This window comes from Streptomyces sp. NBC_00683 (assembly GCF_036226745.1).
Taxonomy (GTDB): Bacteria; Actinomycetota; Actinomycetes; order Streptomycetales; family Streptomycetaceae; genus Streptomyces.
The window spans coordinates 5254334-5271928 of record NZ_CP109013.1 but is presented as its reverse complement, the minus strand read 5'-3'; the positions used below and the strand labels follow the sequence as shown (position 1 = coordinate 5271928).

The 17595-nt window shown below is 71.4% G+C and carries 11 protein-coding genes; 4 read left to right on the top strand and 7 right to left on the bottom strand.

Features of this window, described 5'->3' with window-relative positions; all coding sequences use genetic code 11:
- Nucleotides 1–111 precede the first annotated feature (111 nt).
- The 3 genes from OG257_RS23545 to OG257_RS23535 all read right to left on the bottom strand — a co-directional run bounded on the left by OG257_RS23545 (nucleotide 112) and on the right by OG257_RS23535 (nucleotide 3891).
- A complete protein-coding gene (locus tag OG257_RS23545; protein WP_329210429.1) occupies nucleotides 112–1023 on the bottom strand; it encodes a TylF/MycF/NovP-related O-methyltransferase in 912 nt (303 codons plus the stop codon).
- 11 nt (nucleotides 1024–1034) lie between these two features.
- Complete coding sequence (locus OG257_RS23540; RefSeq protein ID WP_329210427.1) at nucleotides 1035–1769, bottom strand: methyltransferase domain-containing protein; 735 nt, start codon at nucleotides 1767–1769, stop codon at nucleotides 1035–1037.
- Between the two features lie 91 nt (nucleotides 1770–1860).
- Nucleotides 1861–3891 (bottom strand): bifunctional glycosyltransferase/CDP-glycerol:glycerophosphate glycerophosphotransferase, encoded by a 2031-nt coding sequence (locus tag OG257_RS23535; protein WP_329210425.1) that lies wholly within the window; start codon nucleotides 3889–3891, stop codon nucleotides 1861–1863.
- A gap of 101 nt (nucleotides 3892–3992) precedes the next feature.
- Here OG257_RS23535 and OG257_RS23530 point away from each other — a divergent pair, with 101 nt between their 5' ends.
- Nucleotides 3993–7400: a CDP-glycerol glycerophosphotransferase family protein gene (locus tag OG257_RS23530; RefSeq protein ID WP_329210423.1), complete on the top strand. Its 3408-nt coding sequence runs from the start codon at nucleotides 3993–3995 to the stop codon at nucleotides 7398–7400.
- 27 nt (nucleotides 7401–7427) lie between these two features.
- On the opposite strand, the gene OG257_RS23525 is transcribed toward OG257_RS23530, so the two are convergent.
- Nucleotides 7428–8033 carry a TetR/AcrR family transcriptional regulator gene (locus OG257_RS23525; protein ID WP_329210421.1) on the bottom strand — a complete coding sequence of 202 codons (606 nt, stop codon included), beginning with the start codon at nucleotides 8031–8033 and terminating at the stop codon, nucleotides 7428–7430.
- 141 nt (nucleotides 8034–8174) lie between these two features.
- Between OG257_RS23525 and OG257_RS23520 the strand changes: the two genes are divergently transcribed.
- Both OG257_RS23520 and OG257_RS23515 read left to right on the top strand, forming a co-directional pair.
- Nucleotides 8175–9116, top strand: coding sequence for an ABC transporter permease (locus tag OG257_RS23520; protein ID WP_329210419.1), 942 nt, complete (start codon nucleotides 8175–8177; stop codon nucleotides 9114–9116).
- Nucleotides 9117–9126: 10 nt separating this feature from the next.
- Nucleotides 9127–9906: an ABC transporter ATP-binding protein gene (locus OG257_RS23515; protein WP_329215315.1), complete on the top strand. Its 780-nt coding sequence runs from the start codon at nucleotides 9127–9129 to the stop codon at nucleotides 9904–9906.
- Between the two features lie 69 nt (nucleotides 9907–9975).
- Here OG257_RS23515 and OG257_RS23510 read toward each other — a convergent pair whose 3' ends face one another.
- The 3 genes from OG257_RS23510 to OG257_RS23500 form a co-directional block, all read right to left on the bottom strand.
- A complete protein-coding gene (locus tag OG257_RS23510) occupies nucleotides 9976–14988 on the bottom strand; it encodes an NAD-glutamate dehydrogenase (RefSeq protein ID WP_329210417.1) in 5013 nt (1670 codons plus the stop codon).
- Between the two features lie 423 nt (nucleotides 14989–15411).
- Complete coding sequence (locus OG257_RS23505; protein ID WP_329210415.1) at nucleotides 15412–16092, bottom strand: HAD family hydrolase; 681 nt, start codon at nucleotides 16090–16092, stop codon at nucleotides 15412–15414.
- 30 nt (nucleotides 16093–16122) lie between these two features.
- Complete coding sequence (locus OG257_RS23500; protein ID WP_329210413.1) at nucleotides 16123–16629, bottom strand: DUF6912 family protein; 507 nt, start codon at nucleotides 16627–16629, stop codon at nucleotides 16123–16125.
- A gap of 287 nt (nucleotides 16630–16916) precedes the next feature.
- Here OG257_RS23500 and OG257_RS23495 point away from each other — a divergent pair, with 287 nt between their 5' ends.
- Nucleotides 16917–17345: an Rv3235 family protein gene (locus tag OG257_RS23495; protein ID WP_329215313.1), complete on the top strand. Its 429-nt coding sequence runs from the start codon at nucleotides 16917–16919 to the stop codon at nucleotides 17343–17345.
- Nucleotides 17346–17595 lie beyond the last annotated feature (250 nt).

Here is a 17595-nt window from a genome sequence, read left to right as displayed (position 1 = left end):
CTGGTCTTCTGCAACTGTTCTTCTGCAACGGCTCTTCTGCAACAGCCCTTCTGCTTAACGAACGAGCCCCGTGCCGGGGAGGCACGGGGCTCGCGGGTACCGGCGGACCGCTCACGGCTTGACGGCGATCCGACCCTCGTCCATGCGCAGCAGCAGCAGCTGCGCGCCGGTCTCCTCCAGGAACTCGTCGACGGCCTGGCGCGATCCCTGCCAGTACCCGTAGTCGTCGATCAGAAGCACCCCGCCGCTCACCAGACGCGAGTAGAGGTGCTCCAGCTCGTGCTTGGTCGAGGCGTACCAGTCGGTGTCCAGCCGGAGGATCGAGATCTGCCCGGGTGCCTGCTCCGGAACGGTGTCCTCGACCTTGCCCTGCACGTAGTGGATCCGGTCCTTCGGATACGGCACGTTCTCGAACCCTGCCTGGACGTCCTCCAGCGAGGCCACCGCCCAGATCGGCCGGTCCCTGCCCTGGGCGTCCAGGAGTTCCTGGGCCGGCCGGCCGTCGCGCCGCAGGTCCTCCGCGGTGGGCGGGGTCATGCCCTCGTACGTGTCGAAGAGGTACAGGTCGCGGCCGGTCTCGCCGAGCGACAGCAGCGTCTTGGCGCAGGCCTGCATGGAACCGCCGCGCCAGACACCGCACTCGACGATGTCGCCGGGGATGCCGTGCTTGACGATGTGCCGGGTCGCGAGGACGAAGGCGTTGAGCCGCTCCGGCGAGGTCATCGTGTACGGCTTGACCGCACGGATGATGTCCTTCGCCTCGTCGTCGTAGTCCGCCGGGAACCGGGGCGCGGCCTTGGCTGCCGGCTTCTTCGCCGCCGCGGGCCGCTTCGCCGCAGACTGCTCCGCCGGGGCCGTCGCCACCGGCTGCCGGTCCGCCGTGCCCGTCGTCGGTGCCGGGGCGGAGCGGGGAGCGGGCACGGCCGCGCGCCTGAGCTGGTACCCGGTGAGTTGCTGAAGGACGCCGTTGACGGCGTTGCGCCAAGCCATGCCGCCGGAGAGTACGCGCGTTTTGCGGCTCATGTCATCTTTCGTCAACCTGCCGTTGATGTGATGGGCCGGCTCTCCGGGCGCCCGCACTGCTCACGCCCGTCCAGTGGGCGCGGCAGCGGCACCCGGTCCACTCCGCCGACCCGGTTGGCCCACCACACCGCCGTCTCCCGCACGGCGAACGTCGCCAGCCGGCTCCTCAGCCGCGCCACCGGCCGGGGATGGCGCCGCGGCCTGCGGAAGACGCCGACGGAGTCGCCCCAGTAGGCGGCCTTCGTGTCGATGGACCCGTAGTCGTGCCAGATGCCCTTCGTGGGCGGGAAGTCCGTGTACGCCTCGCAGAGTTCGAGGCGGGAGTGCGCCGCCATCGCACGGAAGCCGTCGGGGTAGTAGCGCCAGCAGTCCTGCGCGTCGTGGGCGTGCCCGCGCGAGGGAGCGGTGATGAAGGCGTAGCCGCCGGGCTTCAGCACCCGGGCGATCTCCATCATCGACACCCAGAAGAACGGGATGTGCTCGAACGCCTGGCCGGACAGGACGACATCGGCACTGCGCGACTTGGCGGGGATCCGGTAGGGCCGCCTCATCACCGCGTCGACGTTGGGCCCGTCGAGCACGTCGACACCGAAGTAGTCGATGTCGTGGCCCGCCAGCAGCCCCCGGTGCGTACGGGTCTGCTTGCCGGAGATCCGCGAACCGAGGTCGACGACGCGGTGTCTGCGGGACTTGGGCAGATACTCCTGGATGCAGAGTTCCATCTGCTCGTAGGCGGACCTGTGCATGGCCTTCTCCCAACGTTGCGGTGTGCGCGCGCTGTTGAACACAACGACGAAGGGGTACGGAGGGGTCGCCCCGTACGGGTGATGCGGGGCTTCAGTCCGCGACGGCGGGGAAAACCCGCCGCACCACGCGTTCCGCCGCGTGCCCGTCGTCGTACGGGCAGAACCGGCTGCGGAACGCGGTGCGCAGCACGGCCGTCTCCGGCGACCGCCACGCCCCGCTGAGCAGCAGCTCCCGCAGCTCGTCCTCCGTGGTGGCGACGGCCCCGGGGGCGTCGCCGGGGCGGCCGGAGAGCAGATCGACGTAGGTGCCGCGCGCGGCGCGGTAGGCCGCCCAGTCCGGGGCGTAGGTGATGATCGGGCGGTCCAGGCAGGCGTAGTCGAACATCAGGGACGAGTAGTCGGTGATCAGCCCGTCGGCGGCCAGGAAGAGTTCCTCGACCCGCGGGTGTCCGGTGACGTCGACGACCCGCTCCCCCGCGCCGAGTCCGGCCGCGCGCCCGTAGAAGTAGTGGGCCCGCACCAGCACGACGTACTCCGGCCCCAGAGCGCGGGCGAAACTCTCCAGGTCGAGACGGGGGACGAAGCCCTTCCGGTAGTCGCGATGGGTCGGCGCGTACAGCAGGACGGTACGGCCGGGGGCGATGCCGAGGCCGGCGCGGATCTCCTCGGCCTGCTCCCGGGTGGCGGTGAAGAGGATGTCGTTGCGCGGGTAGCCGAGCGGCAGGTGCTCGTACGAGGAGGGGTAGACGCGGTCCCAGACCTCGGTGGTGTGCGGGTTGGCCGACAGGCTGAAGTCCCACTGATCGGTGTGGGCGACGATCCGTTCGAAGCTGACACCGCCCGTGAGGGCGGGATACGGGCGCTGGTCCAGGCCCATGGTCTTCAGCGGGGTCCCGTGGTGGGTCTGCAGGTAGATCTGGCCGGGGCGCTTGGTGAAGCCCCCGGGGAAACTGGAGTTGTTGACGAGGTAGGTGGCGGTGGCCATGGTCCGCCAGTAGGCGCGGGAGCCCTCGATCACGTACGGCACCCCGGGCGGCATCCGGTCGCGGTGGCGGGAGGAGACGACCCAGACCCCGCGGATGTGCGGGACGAGTTCCCGGGCCTTGGCGTAGATCGCGGCGGGGTTGCAGGCGACGCCCCGGTTCCAGTACGCCCCGTACACGGCGAGGCCGGGGTCCAGCGGCCGACGGAGGTCCAGGCGGTAGACGGCACGCATCACGCGGGCGCGCAGCGACTTCCTGCCCGCGCGCAGGGCGGCTCGTGCCCGCGCGCGCCGGGCGAGGACGGCTCCCCGGGCACGGTGTGCGGCGTACCGGCCGGAGAGCCCCGCGGCACGGAAGAAGTCCGCACGGTCTGCGGGGGCGATGCGGCCGGGGTCGTCGAGCACCGCCCTCAGGTGTGCGGTGCGGGCGGCCCGGATCCGGGGGTCGCCGCCGGTCTCGGTGACCAGCTGTCCGTACACGTCGATGACGGCGAAGTGCGCGCGGCCCGGTGTCGTGGCGAACGTGCCGGTGCGGCGCAGGTGGTGGCGCACACAGATCCGGTCGAGCGCGGCGAGGGTGCCCGCGTCGGAGGCGAGGAGGACCGCACGGTGGACGGGCACGACATCGTCGTACGGCCCTTCGGTGAAGCGCAGTCCGTGAGCGGTCCAGAACGCACGGCGGAAGAGCTGCTTGTGGGCCGCGGGAAGGGCGTCTCCCGGCCGTACCTCGCCCCACCAGTCGACGCGGTCGTGGCCGAGGCTCAGCACGTCCGGCCGGTCCGCCGCCACCCGTTCGGCGATCTCCGCCAGCGCGCCCGGCAGCAGCAGGCCGTCCCCGTCGAGGAAGAGCAGGTAGGTACCGCGCGCCTCGGCGGCCCCGGCGTTACGGGCGGCGCCCAGCGCCTCGGGACCGCCCGGGTCCCCGGGAGCGTCCGGCTCTCCGGGACGGTCCCGGAGCAGCACGCGCACCCGGGCGTCGCGCTCGGCAAACTCCTGTGCGATGGCCAGGCCGCCGTCCGGCGGGCCGGTGTCGACGGCGATCAGCTCCCAGTCCCGTACCGACTGGTCGATCACGGACTCCAGGGCCGCCCTCAGGTACCCCTGAACGCGGTGGACGGGCACGACAACACTGAGGAGCATGGCAGCCGAGCGTAGTGCGGACCCCACACCCGCCGGGACGAACATTCACCCGTTCGGGTCAGCGCCGGTGACCCGGGGCGCTCACCCGGGTTGAGCCGTACATGAAGCCACTCCTCAGCGTCGTCGTCCCCGTGCACAACGTCGAGGAGTACCTGGAGGAGTGCCTCGCCTCCCTGGCCGGCCAGACCCTCGACGCGCTCGAAGTGGTGCTCGTCGACGACGGATCGACGGACGCCAGCCGCCGGATCGCGGAGGACTTCGCCCGCCGGGACCCGCGCTTCCGCTGCGTCCACCAGCCCAACGCGGGGCTGAGCGCCGCCCGCAACACGGGGGTTGCCCGCACCACCCCTGGCGTCCCCTACCTGGCGTTCGCCGACAGCGACGACATCGTCGTGCACGATGCGTACGAACGGATGGTGGCCTCCCTGGAGTCGACCGGCTCGGACCTGGCGACGGGCAATGTGTGGCGGCTCAACGAGCAGGGAAGGCAGCAGGCCTGGCAGTACCGGTGGCTGACCGCCGACCGCCCCCGTACCCACATCTCCCGCGACTCCCGGCTGCTGTCCGACCGGGTCGCCTGGAACAAGGTGTTCCGCCGTTCCTTCTGGGACCGGCACGCGTTCACGTTCCCGGTGGGCAAGCTCTACGAGGACACCCCCGTGATGATCCCGGCGCACTACCTCGCCGGATCGGTGGATGTGCTGCGCGAACACGTCTACTACTGGCGGGTGCGGGAAGGGTCGATCACCCGGCGGCGTACGGACGTGAAGGGCGTACGGGACCGGATCGAGGCCTGTGAGCAAGTCAGCGCGTTCCTGGCGGGACGCGACCCCGTGCAGCAGCGGCGGTACGACGCGTCCTGTCTGCGCGACGACTTCGTCTACTTCCTGGAGGGGCTCACGATGGGCGGCCCCGCCTACCGCACGGCGTTCATGGCCGGCGCGGGCTCCTTCCTCGACCGTGCGGGCAGCGCCGCGCCGGCCGGGCTGCCGGCCGAGGCCCGCATCAGGTGGCAGCTGGTGCGCGAGCGCAGGCTGGACGACCTGCTGGCCGTCCTCGCCTTCGAACGGAACGACGGAGCGGGGACGTTCGCGGTGGAGGGGCTGCCGGGGAGGCGCCGGGCGGTCCACCCGGGGGTCGCCGGCAGCATCGGCGCACGGCTGGGCCGGGGCGATCTCCCCGCGGTGGCGCGGCTGGTGGAGGCCTCCTGGGGCGAGGACGGGAAGCTGACACTCCGCGGGTACGCGTACATCCGCAACCTCCCGGCCGAGGCGGCCCGGCACTCGCTGAAGACGGGAGTGCTCCGTACGGCCGGAAGCAGACGGCTGCGTGCCGTGCCCGTACGCACGGTCCGGATGCCCCGGGCGACCGCCGACTCCGGTCAGGAACTGCACTGTTACGACTACGCGGGCTTCGACATGGTCCTGGACCCGGAGCGGCTGGGGCCCGGCAGCCGGATGGTGGGCGTGGTGGTGGCCGGACACGGCGTCGTGCGGCGGGCGGCCCTGCGCGCGGTGGACGCCGCAGCCGCCCAGCCGCTCGTCCACGACCTGGGGGACGGGCGGCGGGCGGTGCTCGGCTACCGGGACGGCAGGCTCGAACTGACCGTGACGCGGCTGCCCGCCCTGGCCCTCGCGCACGACGGCGGGCGCGACGCCCTGGAGCTGACCGGGCGGCTGTACGGGACCGCCCGGCCGACCGCCCTCGTACTGACCCGGGACGGGGCGGCCGAGCGCAGCGTCCCCGTGCGGTGCGGGGACGGCGGCCTGTTCACCGTCCGCATCCCCCTCGCAGAGCTGGCCGCCGAGCCGGCCGGTGCGCACCGCACCCCTCGCGAGGTGACCCCGGAGCCGGGAACCCGGTGGCGCGCCGCCCTCGTGACGGGCGGCGCCCGGGTCCCCCTCGCCGCTGCCCCGGACCTTCCGCCCCCGGCCCTCGCGGACGCGGCGGGCCACCTGGCGCTCGATGTGACCGGTCACCCGCTCGTGGACCACGCGGAGCCCGTGCCGGGCGGCGGACTGGTCGTCGAGGGGTCCCCGTACGCCCCCGGGGCGCTCGTCCTGCGGCACGGCACCCTGGGCGAGACGGTGGCCGTCCCCGCCGAACGGCGGGGCGACCGGTTCGCCGCGCTGCTCCCCCGCCCGCCCCGTGAGGGCGACTGGGAGGTGCACCTGGACGGCCGGCCCCTACGTGTGGGGGCCGCGCTCGCGGCCCGGCTGCCGGTCCGAGCCGCCAGCGCCGGGGCCGCCCCCGGGCCGACGGCCGGGTCCACCCCCGGGTTCCGGCTCGACCGCCGTCACGGCGACCGGCTGACCGTGCACGCGGAACCGGCGCTCGGCGAGTCCGAGCGGGGCGCGTACCGCCAGGGCCGTCTGCGTACGGCGCACTACCCGGCGCAGCGCGGGCTGCCGCTCCGGGACGCCATCCTGTACACCGGCGGTGACTCCCCACGTGCCGTGCACGCCGAGCTCGTACGTCGGAGCACCGATGTCGAGCACCTCTGGGTCACCGACGGATCCGCCGCGGGCGCCGACCGGGTACCGCCCACCGCCGTGCCCGTCGTTGCGCACGGCACCGCCTGGTACGAGGCGCTGGCGCGGGCCCGCCGGATCGTCACCGACGGTCCGCTGCCCCCGTGGTTCGAGCGCCGTCCGGAGCAGACGGTCGTACAGACCTGGCACGGCACCCCGCTGGGCCGGTTCGGTCTGGACCTGGCCGACACCCTGTACGCCGACCACCAGGACCTCGCCTCGCTGGCGCACCGCTCCGCCCAGTGGTCGGTCCTGGTCTCCCCCAGCCGCTTCGCCACCCCGCACCTGCGGCGCGCCCTGGCCTACGGCGGCGAGGTCCTGGAGGCGGGTTCACCCGCCAACGACCTGCTGTTCGCGGCAGGCCGGGACAAGACCGCCGAACGGGTACGCCGACAGCTCGGCATCCCGGAGGGCCACCGCGTGGTGCTGTACGCCCCGACGTACCGCGACCATCTCGCCCACGCGCCGGGCAGCCTCCCGGCCGGCTCGCCCCGGCTGTACCGCTGGGAGCCCGCGCTGGACCTGCCGGCGCTGGTGCGGTCGCTCGACGGCCGCACCACGGTCCTGGTCAGCAGGCATCCGCGGGTGACGGGCAGCCTGCCGGCCGGCCCGGCGCTGCGCGACGTCTCCGCGCACCCGTGCACCGCGGAGCTGCTACTGATCGCCGATGTCCTGGTCACCGACTACACGGGCCTGGTGTTCGACTTCGCACTCACCGGCCGCCCGGTGCTCTTCCACACCTACGACCTGGAGCACTACCGGGACACCGTGCGCGGCTTCTGCCTGGACTTCGAGACCCGTGCGCCGGGCCCCCTGCTCGTCACCACGGACGAGGTGGCCCAGGCCCTGCGGGCCACCCCGGCGTCGGCCGCCCTGCACGCGGACGCGCAGGAGAGCTTCCGGCGGGAACACTGCGACCTGGACGACGGCGGGGCGGCGGGCCGGGTCGCGGACCGGCTGCTCGACAGCGGCGCCTGAGCTCTGCCGGCCGTCCGGGCGGCCTTCTCAGGCCTTGAGCGCCCGGACCGCCGATGCAGCGAGGTCGTCGAGGTACCCCTTGGGCAGATCGCCGCGGACCACGACGAGGCGCCAGTAGAGCGGCCCGACGATCAGGTCCAGCGCCCGGTCCGGATCGCTGCCCTCGGGCAGTTCGCCCCTGGCCACTGCCGCCCGTACGACAACGGCGGCCATGCCCTGCTGCTGGTCCAGCAGGGCGGCCTTGATGGCGTCCGAGATCTCCGGGTTGCGTGCCGCCTCGACCAGCAGGTCCGGGATCACCTGCGAGGCGACGGGGTGGCGCAGGGCGTACGCGGCGAGTTCGAGCACGGCGCGCACGTCCCCGTACAGCGAACCGGTCGCCGGTGCGGGCATCCCCTGCGCGGCGACCGCCGCGACCAGGTCCAGGACAAGGTGGAGCTTGGACTTCCAGCGGCGGTAGACGGCGGTCTTGCCGACGCCCGCGCGCCGGGCGATGCCCTCGATGGACATCCGCGCGAAACCCACCGCGGCGAGCTCCTCGAAGACGGCGCCGCGGATGGCGTCGGTCACGTCCTCGCGCAGCACAGCGGCGCCTGCCGGGGTGCGGCGCCTGGTTCCCCGTTCGGTGGTCATGGTTCGCATGATAGTCCGTAACGACGAAACGGTTGCGTTGCGACGTACAAACGTCCTAGTGTCAGCGTTGCGACGATACGGTGCCGTCCCATCCGCCGAATCCGCCTCGCCCTGTTCCTCCTGCCTCCGTCGAAAGCGATCGTGGTGAGCCAGACAGCAGCCCCGCCGGCCCCGGTGGACCCCGCTTCCCCCCTCCTCCTCCCCGTCCACGCACCCGGTGAGCTGGCCGCGCTCGCCGCCCGGCACGGGCTGACCGTCAGCGGGGCCCGGCCCTCGCTCGGGGAGTACGTCCGGCAGCTCTGGGGGCGCAGGCACTTCATCACCGCGTTCGCCACCGCCAAGCTGACCGCGCAGTACAGCCAGGCGAAGCTCGGCCAGATCTGGCAGATCATGACCCCGCTGCTGAACGCGACGGTCTACTACTTCATCTTCGGCGTCCTGATGAACACCAAGCACGGAGTCCCCGACTACGTGCCCTTCCTCGTCACCGGCGTCTTCATCTGGACCTTCACCTCCAGCTCGATCACGGCGGGCACCCGGGCCATCAGCGGCAACACCGGACTCGTGCGCGCCCTGCACTTCCCGCGCGCCTCCCTGCCGATCGCCCTGGCCCTCCAGCAGCTCCAGCAGCTGCTGTTCTCGCTGGGCGCGCTCTTCATGATCCTGCTCGTGTTCGGCCAGTACCCGCGGCCGTCCTGGCTGCTGGCGATCCCGGCGCTCGCCCTGCAGGCCCTGTTCAACACGGGGATCTCCATGGTCATGGCACGGCTGGCCGCGAAGACCCCCGACATCGCCCAGCTGATGCCCTTCGTCCTGCGGACGTGGATGTACGCGTCGGGCGTGATGTGGAGCCTCGACACACTGCTGACCGGCGACCGGGTCCCGCAGTTCGTCCTGCTGGCCCTCGAGTGCAATCCCGCCGCCGTCTACATCGACCTGATGCGGTACGCGCTCATCGACAGCTTCACCGGGGCGCAGCTGCCCCCGCACGTGTGGGCCGTCGCGACGGGCTGGGCGCTCGTCTGCGGGATCGGCGGTTTCGTGTACTTCTGGAAGGCCGAGGAGCGGTACGGACGTGGCTGACACCCCCGAAATGGACATGCGAGTTCCCACCGTCGTCGTCGACGACGTCCACATCACCTACACGGTCAACGGCGCCCGCACCGGGAGGGGCAGCGCCACCTCCGCCCTGAACCGGATCGTGTCGCGCGGGCAGCCGCGCGGCGCCCGCCAGGTGCACGCCGTGAAGGGCGTCAGCTTCGCCGCGTACAAGGGCGAGGCCATCGGCCTGATCGGTTCCAACGGATCCGGCAAGTCGACGCTCCTCAAGGCCATCGCCGGTCTGCTGCCCCCGACGAAGGGCCGGGTCCACACCCAGGGCCAGCCCTCGCTCCTCGGCGTGAACGCCGCCCTGATGAGCGACCTGACCGGGGAGCGCAACGTCGTCCTCGGCGGGCTGGCCATGGGCATGACGCGCGAGCAGATCCGCGAGCGCTACCAGGACATCGTCGACTTCTCCGGCATCAACGAGAAGGGCGACTTCATCACGCTGCCGATGCGGACGTACTCCTCCGGCATGGGTGCCCGGCTGCGCTTCTCGATCGCAGCCGCCAAGAGCCATGACGTCCTCCTGATCGACGAGGCCCTGTCCACGGGCGACGCGAAGTTCCAGCGGCGCAGCAAGGACCGGATCCTGGAGCTCCGCAAGGAGGCCGGCACGGTCTTCCTCGTCAGCCACAGCAACCGGTCGATCACCGACACCTGCGACCGGGCGCTCTGGCTGGAGGCGGGCACGCTGCGGATGGACGGTCCGGCCAAGGACGTCGTGGCGGAGTACGAGAAGTTCACCGCCCCCGCGAAGTCCAAGAAGTGACACGACCGCCGGACGGGCCGATGGGCCCGTCCGGCGGTCGTGGTCGTGGCGGCCTGCGGCCGCCCTCCCTCACGCGTGCGTACGCAGCAGAGTCCTCATCGTCCGCATGGCCACCGACAGGTTCGCCAGGTCGAAGGAGTCCGAGCCCTGGATCTCCTCCAGGGTGGAGCGCGACCGCGTCAGGATCGCCGCGTTCTTCTCCTCCCAGTCCTTGAACCGCTGCTCGGGCGTCGACGTCCCGTTGCCGGCGGACAGTACGTCCGACGTCAGCGCGGCGTGCGCCGCGTACAGGTCCTCACGGATGGAGGCGCGGGCCATGGACTGCCACCGGTCGGCGCGCGGCAGTTCGATGATCCGGTCCATCAGCTGAGTGATGCCCAGCCGGTCCGCGAGGTCGTAGTAGACCTCGGCCACCGACAGCGCGTCCTTGCCCGTACGGTCCGCGATCGCCACGATGTCCAGCGCCGGGAAGGCCGAGGAGAACCCGGCCACCCGCACCGCCAGCTCCTCGGGGACCCCCACCGAGGTGAGTTCGTCGAGGATCGACCGGTACCACTCGAGGTCGGCGCCCCTGAGCAGCTTGGGCAGCTCGTTCCAGACCCGCCCGACACCGTCGCGGAAGAACTCGACGGTCTGCGCGATCTCGACCGGCTGCGGCCGGTTGCCGAGCAGCCAGCGCGCACCACGCTCGACGAGCCGGCGGGAGTGCAGGCGGATCCGGGTCTGCACATCGGCGGCCACCTGGTTGTCGAGCGCCTCGACGGCGTCCCACACCTGGGAGAGTCCGAAGATCTCACGGGCGGCGAACTGCGCCCGCACGATTTCCTCCAGCGACGCCCCGGTCTCCTCCCGCAGCCGGTGCAGGAACGTCGAACCCGCGGTGTTCACGGTGTCGTTGACCAGCACCGTCGTGATGATCTCGCGGCGCAGCGCGTGCCCGTCGACGGCCTCGGGGAAGCGTTCGCTCAGCTGCTCGGGGAAGTAGGCGTGCACCAGCTTCTGCAGATGCGCGTCGTCCGGCAGGCTGGTCGAGATCAGCTCGTCGGCCGCCGTGATCTTGGTGTACGCGATCAGCACGGCGAGCTCGGGCTGGCTCAGGCCCTTGCCGTGGTTGAGCAGTTCACGGATCTGCCGGTCGTTCGGCAGGAACTCGAGCGCCCGGTCCAGGTGCCCGTCGCGTCCGAGCCTGCGCATGAAGCGCTGCTGGGCGTGGAGCAGTGACGGTGCCTGGGCACAGGCGTTGGAGAGGGCGATGTTCTGCGCGTAGTTGTTGCGCAGGACCAGTCGGCCGACCTCGTCGGTCATCTCGGCGAGCAGCTTGTTCCGCTGCTTGACGGTCATGTCGCCGTCCCGGACCAGGCCGTTGAGCAGGATCTTGATGTTCACCTCGTGGTCGGAGGTGTCCACACCGGCGCTGTTGTCGATCGCGTCGGTGTTGATCCGGCCGCCGGCCCGGGCGAACTCGATGCGGCCGAGCTGAGTGGCCCCGAGGTTGCCGCCCTCGCCGACGACCCGGGCGCGCAGGTCCTCACCGTTGACCCGGATCGCGTCGTTGGCCTTGTCGCCGACATCGGCGTTCGACTCGGCGGTCGACTTGATGTACGTACCGATGCCGCCGTTCCACACGAGGTCGACCGACGCCTTGAGGATGTTCTGCATCAGCTCGGCGGGCGTCATCTTGGCGACCTTCGACTCGATGCCGAGGGCCTCCCGGATGTGCGCGTTGATCGGGATCGACTTCGCGGTACGCGGGTGGATCCCGCCGCCTGCGGAGAGCAGGTCCTTGTTGTAGTCGGCCCAGGAGCTGCGGGGCAGGTCGAAGAGGCGGCGCCGCTCGGCGTACGAGGTGGCGGCGTCCGGGTTCGGGTCGATGATGATGTGCCGGTGGTCGAAGGCGGCGACCAGCCGGATGTGCTCGGAGAGCAGCATGCCGTTGCCGAACACGTCACCGGACATGTCGCCGACGCCGACGACGGTGAAGTCCTCGGTCTGGGTGTCGTGGCCCAGCTCGCGGAAGTGCCGCTCGACGGACTCCCAGGCACCGCGGGCCGTGATGCCCATGCCCTTGTGGTCGTAGCCGGCGGAGCCGCCGGAGGCGAAGGCGTCGCCGAGCCAGAAGCCGTACGCGACGGCGACGTCGTTGGCGATGTCGGAGAACTTCGCCGTTCCCTTGTCTGCGGCGACGACGAGATAGGTGTCGTCCTCGTCGTGGCGCACGACATCGGCGGGTGCCACGACCTCGCCCATCACCATGTTGTCGGTGATGTCGAGCAGCGCCGAGATGAACGTCTTGTAGGAGGCGATGCCCTCCGCCATCCAGGCGTCACGGTCGACGGACGGGTCCGGGAGCTGCTTGGCGACGAAGCCGCCCTTGGCGCCGACCGGCACGATCACGGTGTTCTTGACCATCTGCGCCTTGACCAGGCCGAGGATCTCCGTACGGAAGTCCTCCCGCCGGTCCGACCAGCGCAGACCACCGCGGGCGACCTTGCCGAAGCGCAGGTGGACACCCTCGACACGAGGCGAGTACACCCAGATCTCGAACGCCGGGCGGGGCGCGGGGAGGTCCGGGATGGCCTGCGGGTCGAACTTCATCGAGATGTAGTCGTGCGGCTCGTGGTCGTCGGCCAGCTGGAAGAAGTTGGTCCGCAGCGTGGCCTTGATGACGGTGAGGAAGGAGCGCAGGATCCGGTCCTCGTCGAGCGAGGCGACCTGGTCCAGGGCCCCGTCCAGCTCCTCCAGCAGCCCGTCGATCAGCTCCGTGCCGGCCTTCTGGCGGCTCGGCGACATCCGGGCCTCGAAGAGGGAGATCAGCAGCCGGGTGGTGTGGACGTTGTTGTGGAGGGTGTCCTCCATGTAGTCCTGGCTGAAGGTCGAACCCGCCTGGCGCAGGTACTTCGCGTAGGCACGCAGCACCATCGCCTGACGCCAGTCGAGCCCGGCGCCCAGCACGAGGGAGTTGAAGCCGTCGTTCTCCGCCTTGCCGGTCCAGACGGCGGCGAAGGCCTCCTGGAAACGCTCCCGCGCGTCGTCGGCGAGGTAGCCGCCGTTGCCCGCGGCCTTGGGCATGCGCAGACCGAAGTCGTAGACCCAGGCGTGCGTACGGTCCGCACAGCGCAGCTCGTACGGACGTTCGTCGACGACCTCGACGCCGAGCCGCTGGAGCGCGGGGAGCACGGCGGAGAGGGAGACCTGCTCGCCGATTCGGTAGATCTTGAAGCGGCGCTCGCCGGGGCCGACACCGACCGGCTCGTACAGGCTGAGCGCGAAGTCCTTCCGCTCGCTCTTGAGCGCTTCGAGGTGGACCAGGTCGGCCACGGCGGCGCGCGGCGAGTGGTCGGCCTTGTAGCCCTCGGGGAAGGAGTGCCCGTAGCGGCGCAGCAGCTCGGCGGCGCGTTCCTCGCCGCACTCGGCGTTCAGTGCTTCCTGGAAGCCGTCGGCCCAGGAGCGGGCAGCCTCGACGAGGCGGGCCTCGATGCGGTCGGCGTCCGCGTCGGTGAGGTGCTGCAGCTCGGTGCCCGGCGGGACCCGGATGACGAAGTGCAGCCGGGAGAGGATCGACTCCGTGTTCCAGGCGGTGAAGTCGACGTTGGTACCGCCCAGTTCCTCCTTGAGGATGTCGATCAGCCGGAGCCGCACACCGGTGGTGTAGCGGTCGCGCGGCAGATAGACGAGCGCGGAGTAGTAGCGCCCGTACTCGTCCTGGCGCAGGTACAGCCGCAGTCTGCGGCGCTCCTGGAGGTAGAGCACGGAGGTGACGATGGAGCGCAGCTGGTCGACGGGCGTCTGGAAGAGCTCGTCGCGCGGGTACGTCTCCAGGATCTGCAGCAGGTCGCGGCCGTCGTGGCTGTGGGGCGTGAAGCCCGCGCCCTCGAGCACCTCGGCGACCTTGCGGCGCACGACCGGCACCCGGCGTACGGACTCGGTGTACGCGGCGGACGAGAACAGTCCGAGGAAGCGGCGCTCACCGATGACGTTGCCGTCGGCGTCGAACTTCTTCACCCCGACGTAGTCGAGGTAGCTGGGACGGTGGACGGTCGCGCGGCTGTTGGCCTTCGTCAGGACCAGCAGCTTGTGCTCACGGGCCTTGGCTCGGGCGTCGGCGGGCAGCCGGTCGAAGGAGGGGCTCACCGGGTGCGCCTCGTCCTCGCTGTGCGGCGGGTCGGAGCGCAGGATGCCGAGTCCGGTGCCGGCGACGACGGTCAGCGCGTCGCTCTCCCTGAGCTCGTACTCGCGGTAGCCCAGGAAGGTGAAGTGGTCGGCGGCGAGCCAGCGCAGCAGCTCGCGGGCCTCCTCGACCTCTTCGTCACCGAGCTCGTCCAGGGGCTCGGCGGGGAGCTCGTCGGCGATCCGCAGGGCGGCGTCGCGCATCTTCTCCCAGTCCTCGACGGTCTCCCGCACATCGGACAGGACGCGGAGCAGATCGGCGGTGATCTGCTTCAGGTCGGCGCGGTCGGTCTCCCGGTCGATCTCGACGTGGATCCACGACTCGACGAGCGCGTCGTGCGGCAGCTCGGCCTTGGCCTCCTTGCGGCCCTTGCCCCTCTTCACACCGGTGGCCCGGTGCCTGTCGTCGGCGAGGACCTCGATGAGCTTGCCCGTGACGTCGCGGCGGACGACGACCTGCGGATGGATCACGAGGTGGATGCCCCGGCCCTGCCGGGACAGCTCGTTGGTGACCGAGTCGACCAGGAACGGCATGTCGTCGGTGACCACCTCGACGACGGAGTGGCTGGACGTCCAGCCGTTCTCCTCGACCGTCGGGGTGTGCACCCGGACGTTCGCGGTGCCCTGCGGGCGGTTCTCCGCGAGGCGGTAGTGGGAAGAGGCAGCCCCGAAGAGATCGACCGGGTCGCGGCCGGTGACGTCCTCCGGAGCGGTGTGCAGGTAGTAGCGCTGGAGGTAGGCGAGCAGCATGTCCTGGCCCGGCCGCTCACTCTGATCGGCCCCGCTGCCGGCCTCGGCAAGGCGCACCCGGGGGGTACCCACCGGGCCGCCGACACCACCGCCCGGACTGTTGTCAGCTACCCGGGCCGCCCGTGCGAGCAGCTCGGCCTTGGCTTCGTCCAGCTTGGTCTGCATGTCCTCTGGCTCCTGTCGCGCGCCGTTGCGTGACGTAGGTGAGAAAAGACGACGTACCGCCACGACACGGGGTTTCCGGTCTCGGTCGACGCTATGCCGCCATGGGAGATACCCGGGACCATATTGGCCATTTTTGGCAGTCGGCCCGGGGTTCGGAGATCGCGGATCGCCCGGGTGCTGTAGCACTCCGGGCGTAGGCCGGGGGCTTCGCTGCCCCCGAGGCGTATCGCGCTGATCACGGCACCAGGCTATCCCCCCGGCACCCACAACCGTCATGAGCCGCATATGTACAAAATACGAACCCGAACTTTGACACTCTGGACATCGCGCCGGGGCGTTCCGGTACGTACCGGCCGAGGCGTCACGCCCCGCCCGCCGGATCCGGCCGACCCCACAGGCCTCGCGGGCCCGTCGGTCCCCCGCTCAGACACCCATCAGTTCGGCCAGTGCGACAGCCTCCGCCAGGGTGTCCACCACCGGCACCCCCGCCGCCTCCAGGCTGCTACGGCTGTGCGAACCACCGGTGTAGAGCACCGCACGCGCCCCGACATGGGCCGCGGCCACGGCATCGTCCACCGCGTCCCCGATGACCACCGCGCGCTCGGGCGATATCCGGGCGGTCTCCTCCAGTGCCACGAAGTGCCGCTCCATGTGCTCGGCCTTGCTCCCGCCGGACGGCCCGGTGCGGCCGTCGACGCGCACGAAGTGGCTCTCGATGCCGTACCCCCGCACCACCGGCACCAGCTGCTCGTGGCCGTACATGCTGAGCAGCGACTGGCTGTGGCCCGCCCGCCGCCACTGCGCCAGCAGCTCCTCGACGCCCTCGGTCAGCGCGCAGGCGACGCGCTGCTCGGCGTAGTGGCGGTGGAAGATGCCGTCCATGCGGTCCCACTCCGCCTCGGTGGGCAGCCGGCCGAGCAGACGCTCGTAGAACTTGGGTATCGGCACGCAGTACATCTCGCGGTACTGCTCCAGCGTGATCGGCGCCAGGTCGATCTCCGCGAAGGCGGCGTTCGTCGCCCCGATGACCGCGTGGATGTCGTCGAGCAGTGTGCCGTTCCAGTCCCAGACCAGATGAGTGTGTTGCGTACCCGGAGTCGCCATGGAAAGAAAAATACTCGCCGGGTACGACACTCAGCCGATCAGGCCGGGGATCTCCTGGATCCCGAACCACAGCAGCTCGTGGTCCTCCGCACCGTCCACCGTGAACTGCGCGTCGTCGTCACCGAGGTCCGCGGCCCCCAGGGCTGCCGCTGCCGCCGCGACGTCCTTCTCGGCGTCGTCGGCGTCCACATGCACGGCGGCGGCCTTCGACAGGGCCACGGGGTCCGCGATCCGCACCTCTCCGAGCGACGCCGCGTCCAGGATGTGATCCGGATCGGCGACCGCTGCCCCGTCCGCCACGTCGAGCGCGACGACCACCCGGCGCCGGGGCTCGTCGGGCTTCCCGGCGATCAGCCGCAGGGAGGCGGAGGCGGCCCGGTTGAGCGCCGCGTACTCCAGCTCCTCGATGTCGTCGGAGACGTACCACTCACGCAGCCCCGGAGTCACCGCATAGGCGGTCAGCGGCCCGGGACCGACCTCGCCCGCCCCGTGTGCCGCTGCGAGACCGGAGAGGGTCAGAGGGACGTACACACGCATGGCTGACCGCTTTCGTAGTCGACGACGTCCTCAGGATACGTGGGAGGTCCCCCATCGGGGTTCGCGAGCCGCCCCCTCCTGTCCACCCCGCAACGGCCGTCACCCCCGCCGTTCCCCTTGCGGCGCGGGGCCCGCCACCCGGATAGGTGATCTCTCCGGCGGCCCGTCCCGGCCCGGGAGCGGGTTGCGGGCCGGGGGGCCGTCCCCGTAGAAGGTCCCCAACAGAAGTTACCGCCCGGTATCGATCGGTATGCGACCGGGCTCCGGACAGCACGGGGGCTATGACCATGAGCACGGACAAGACCAGGCCCGCCGGACGACGCGACCGGTCCAGGCCGGGCACCGTACCGCCGCAGCGGGCACCCCACCGGCCCCGGCAGCCGCTGCGCCCGCACCAGTGGTTCGCAGAGCGCCTGCTCGCCGTCCTCAGCGGCCAGCGCCCGGTGCACTGGATGCTCGGCCACACGATCGGCGAGGCCTACGACCAGCTGGCCGAACTCGCTCCGGGCGCCCCGCTCGGCGCGGGGAGCAGGCGTCCCGTCGTACGCACCTGCCACGGCACCCAGCCGGCCACGGGGGTGGTCGAGGCCTTCGCCAGCATCGCCACCGGAGAACAGGTCCGCGCCATGGCCTTCCGCCTGGAACAGGGCCCCGACCTCCGCTGGCGCTGCGCCGCGGTGGACCTCGGCGGCGAACGCCTCACGGCCGTCGGATAGCCCTCACCCGCACCCGAGGACCGGGCAGGAGCAAATCAAGCCCGTCCGGCGATTGAGGACACGACAACCGCGTGCAGGCTCCCGCAACCCAGCACCACAACGCCACCCGGACCGCGGGGGCCAGCACGGGCCAGCACGGGCCAGCACGGGCCAGCACGGGCCAGCACGGGCCTGGCACGGGCCTGGCACGGGCCTGGCACGGGCCTGGCACGCGGGCCTGGCACGCGGGCCTGCGGGCAGGCACGCATGG

What these genes read in the sequence shown, in the direction of transcription:
- OG257_RS23545 (WP_329210429.1), bottom strand. Translation starts at nt 1,023, where the DNA reads ATGAGCCGCAAAACGCGCGTACTCTCCGGCGGCATGGCTTGGCGCAAC.
- OG257_RS23540 (WP_329210427.1), bottom strand. Translation starts at nt 1,769, where the DNA reads ATGCACAGGTCCGCCTACGAGCAGATGGAACTCTGCATCCAGGAGTAT.
- OG257_RS23535 (WP_329210425.1), bottom strand. Translation starts at nt 3,891, where the DNA reads ATGCTCCTCAGTGTTGTCGTGCCCGTCCACCGCGTTCAGGGGTACCTG.
- OG257_RS23530 (WP_329210423.1), top strand. Translation starts at nt 3,993, where the DNA reads ATGAAGCCACTCCTCAGCGTCGTCGTCCCCGTGCACAACGTCGAGGAG.
- OG257_RS23525 (WP_329210421.1), bottom strand. Translation starts at nt 8,033, where the DNA reads ATGACCACCGAACGGGGAACCAGGCGCCGCACCCCGGCAGGCGCCGCT.
- OG257_RS23515 (WP_329215315.1), top strand. Translation starts at nt 9,127, where the DNA reads ATGGACATGCGAGTTCCCACCGTCGTCGTCGACGACGTCCACATCACC.
- OG257_RS23510 (WP_329210417.1), bottom strand. Translation starts at nt 14,988, where the DNA reads ATGCAGACCAAGCTGGACGAAGCCAAGGCCGAGCTGCTCGCACGGGCG.
- OG257_RS23505 (WP_329210415.1), bottom strand. Translation starts at nt 16,092, where the DNA reads ATGGCGACTCCGGGTACGCAACACACTCATCTGGTCTGGGACTGGAAC.
- OG257_RS23500 (WP_329210413.1), bottom strand. Translation starts at nt 16,629, where the DNA reads ATGCGTGTGTACGTCCCTCTGACCCTCTCCGGTCTCGCAGCGGCACAC.
- OG257_RS23495 (WP_329215313.1), top strand. Translation starts at nt 16,917, where the DNA reads ATGAGCACGGACAAGACCAGGCCCGCCGGACGACGCGACCGGTCCAGG.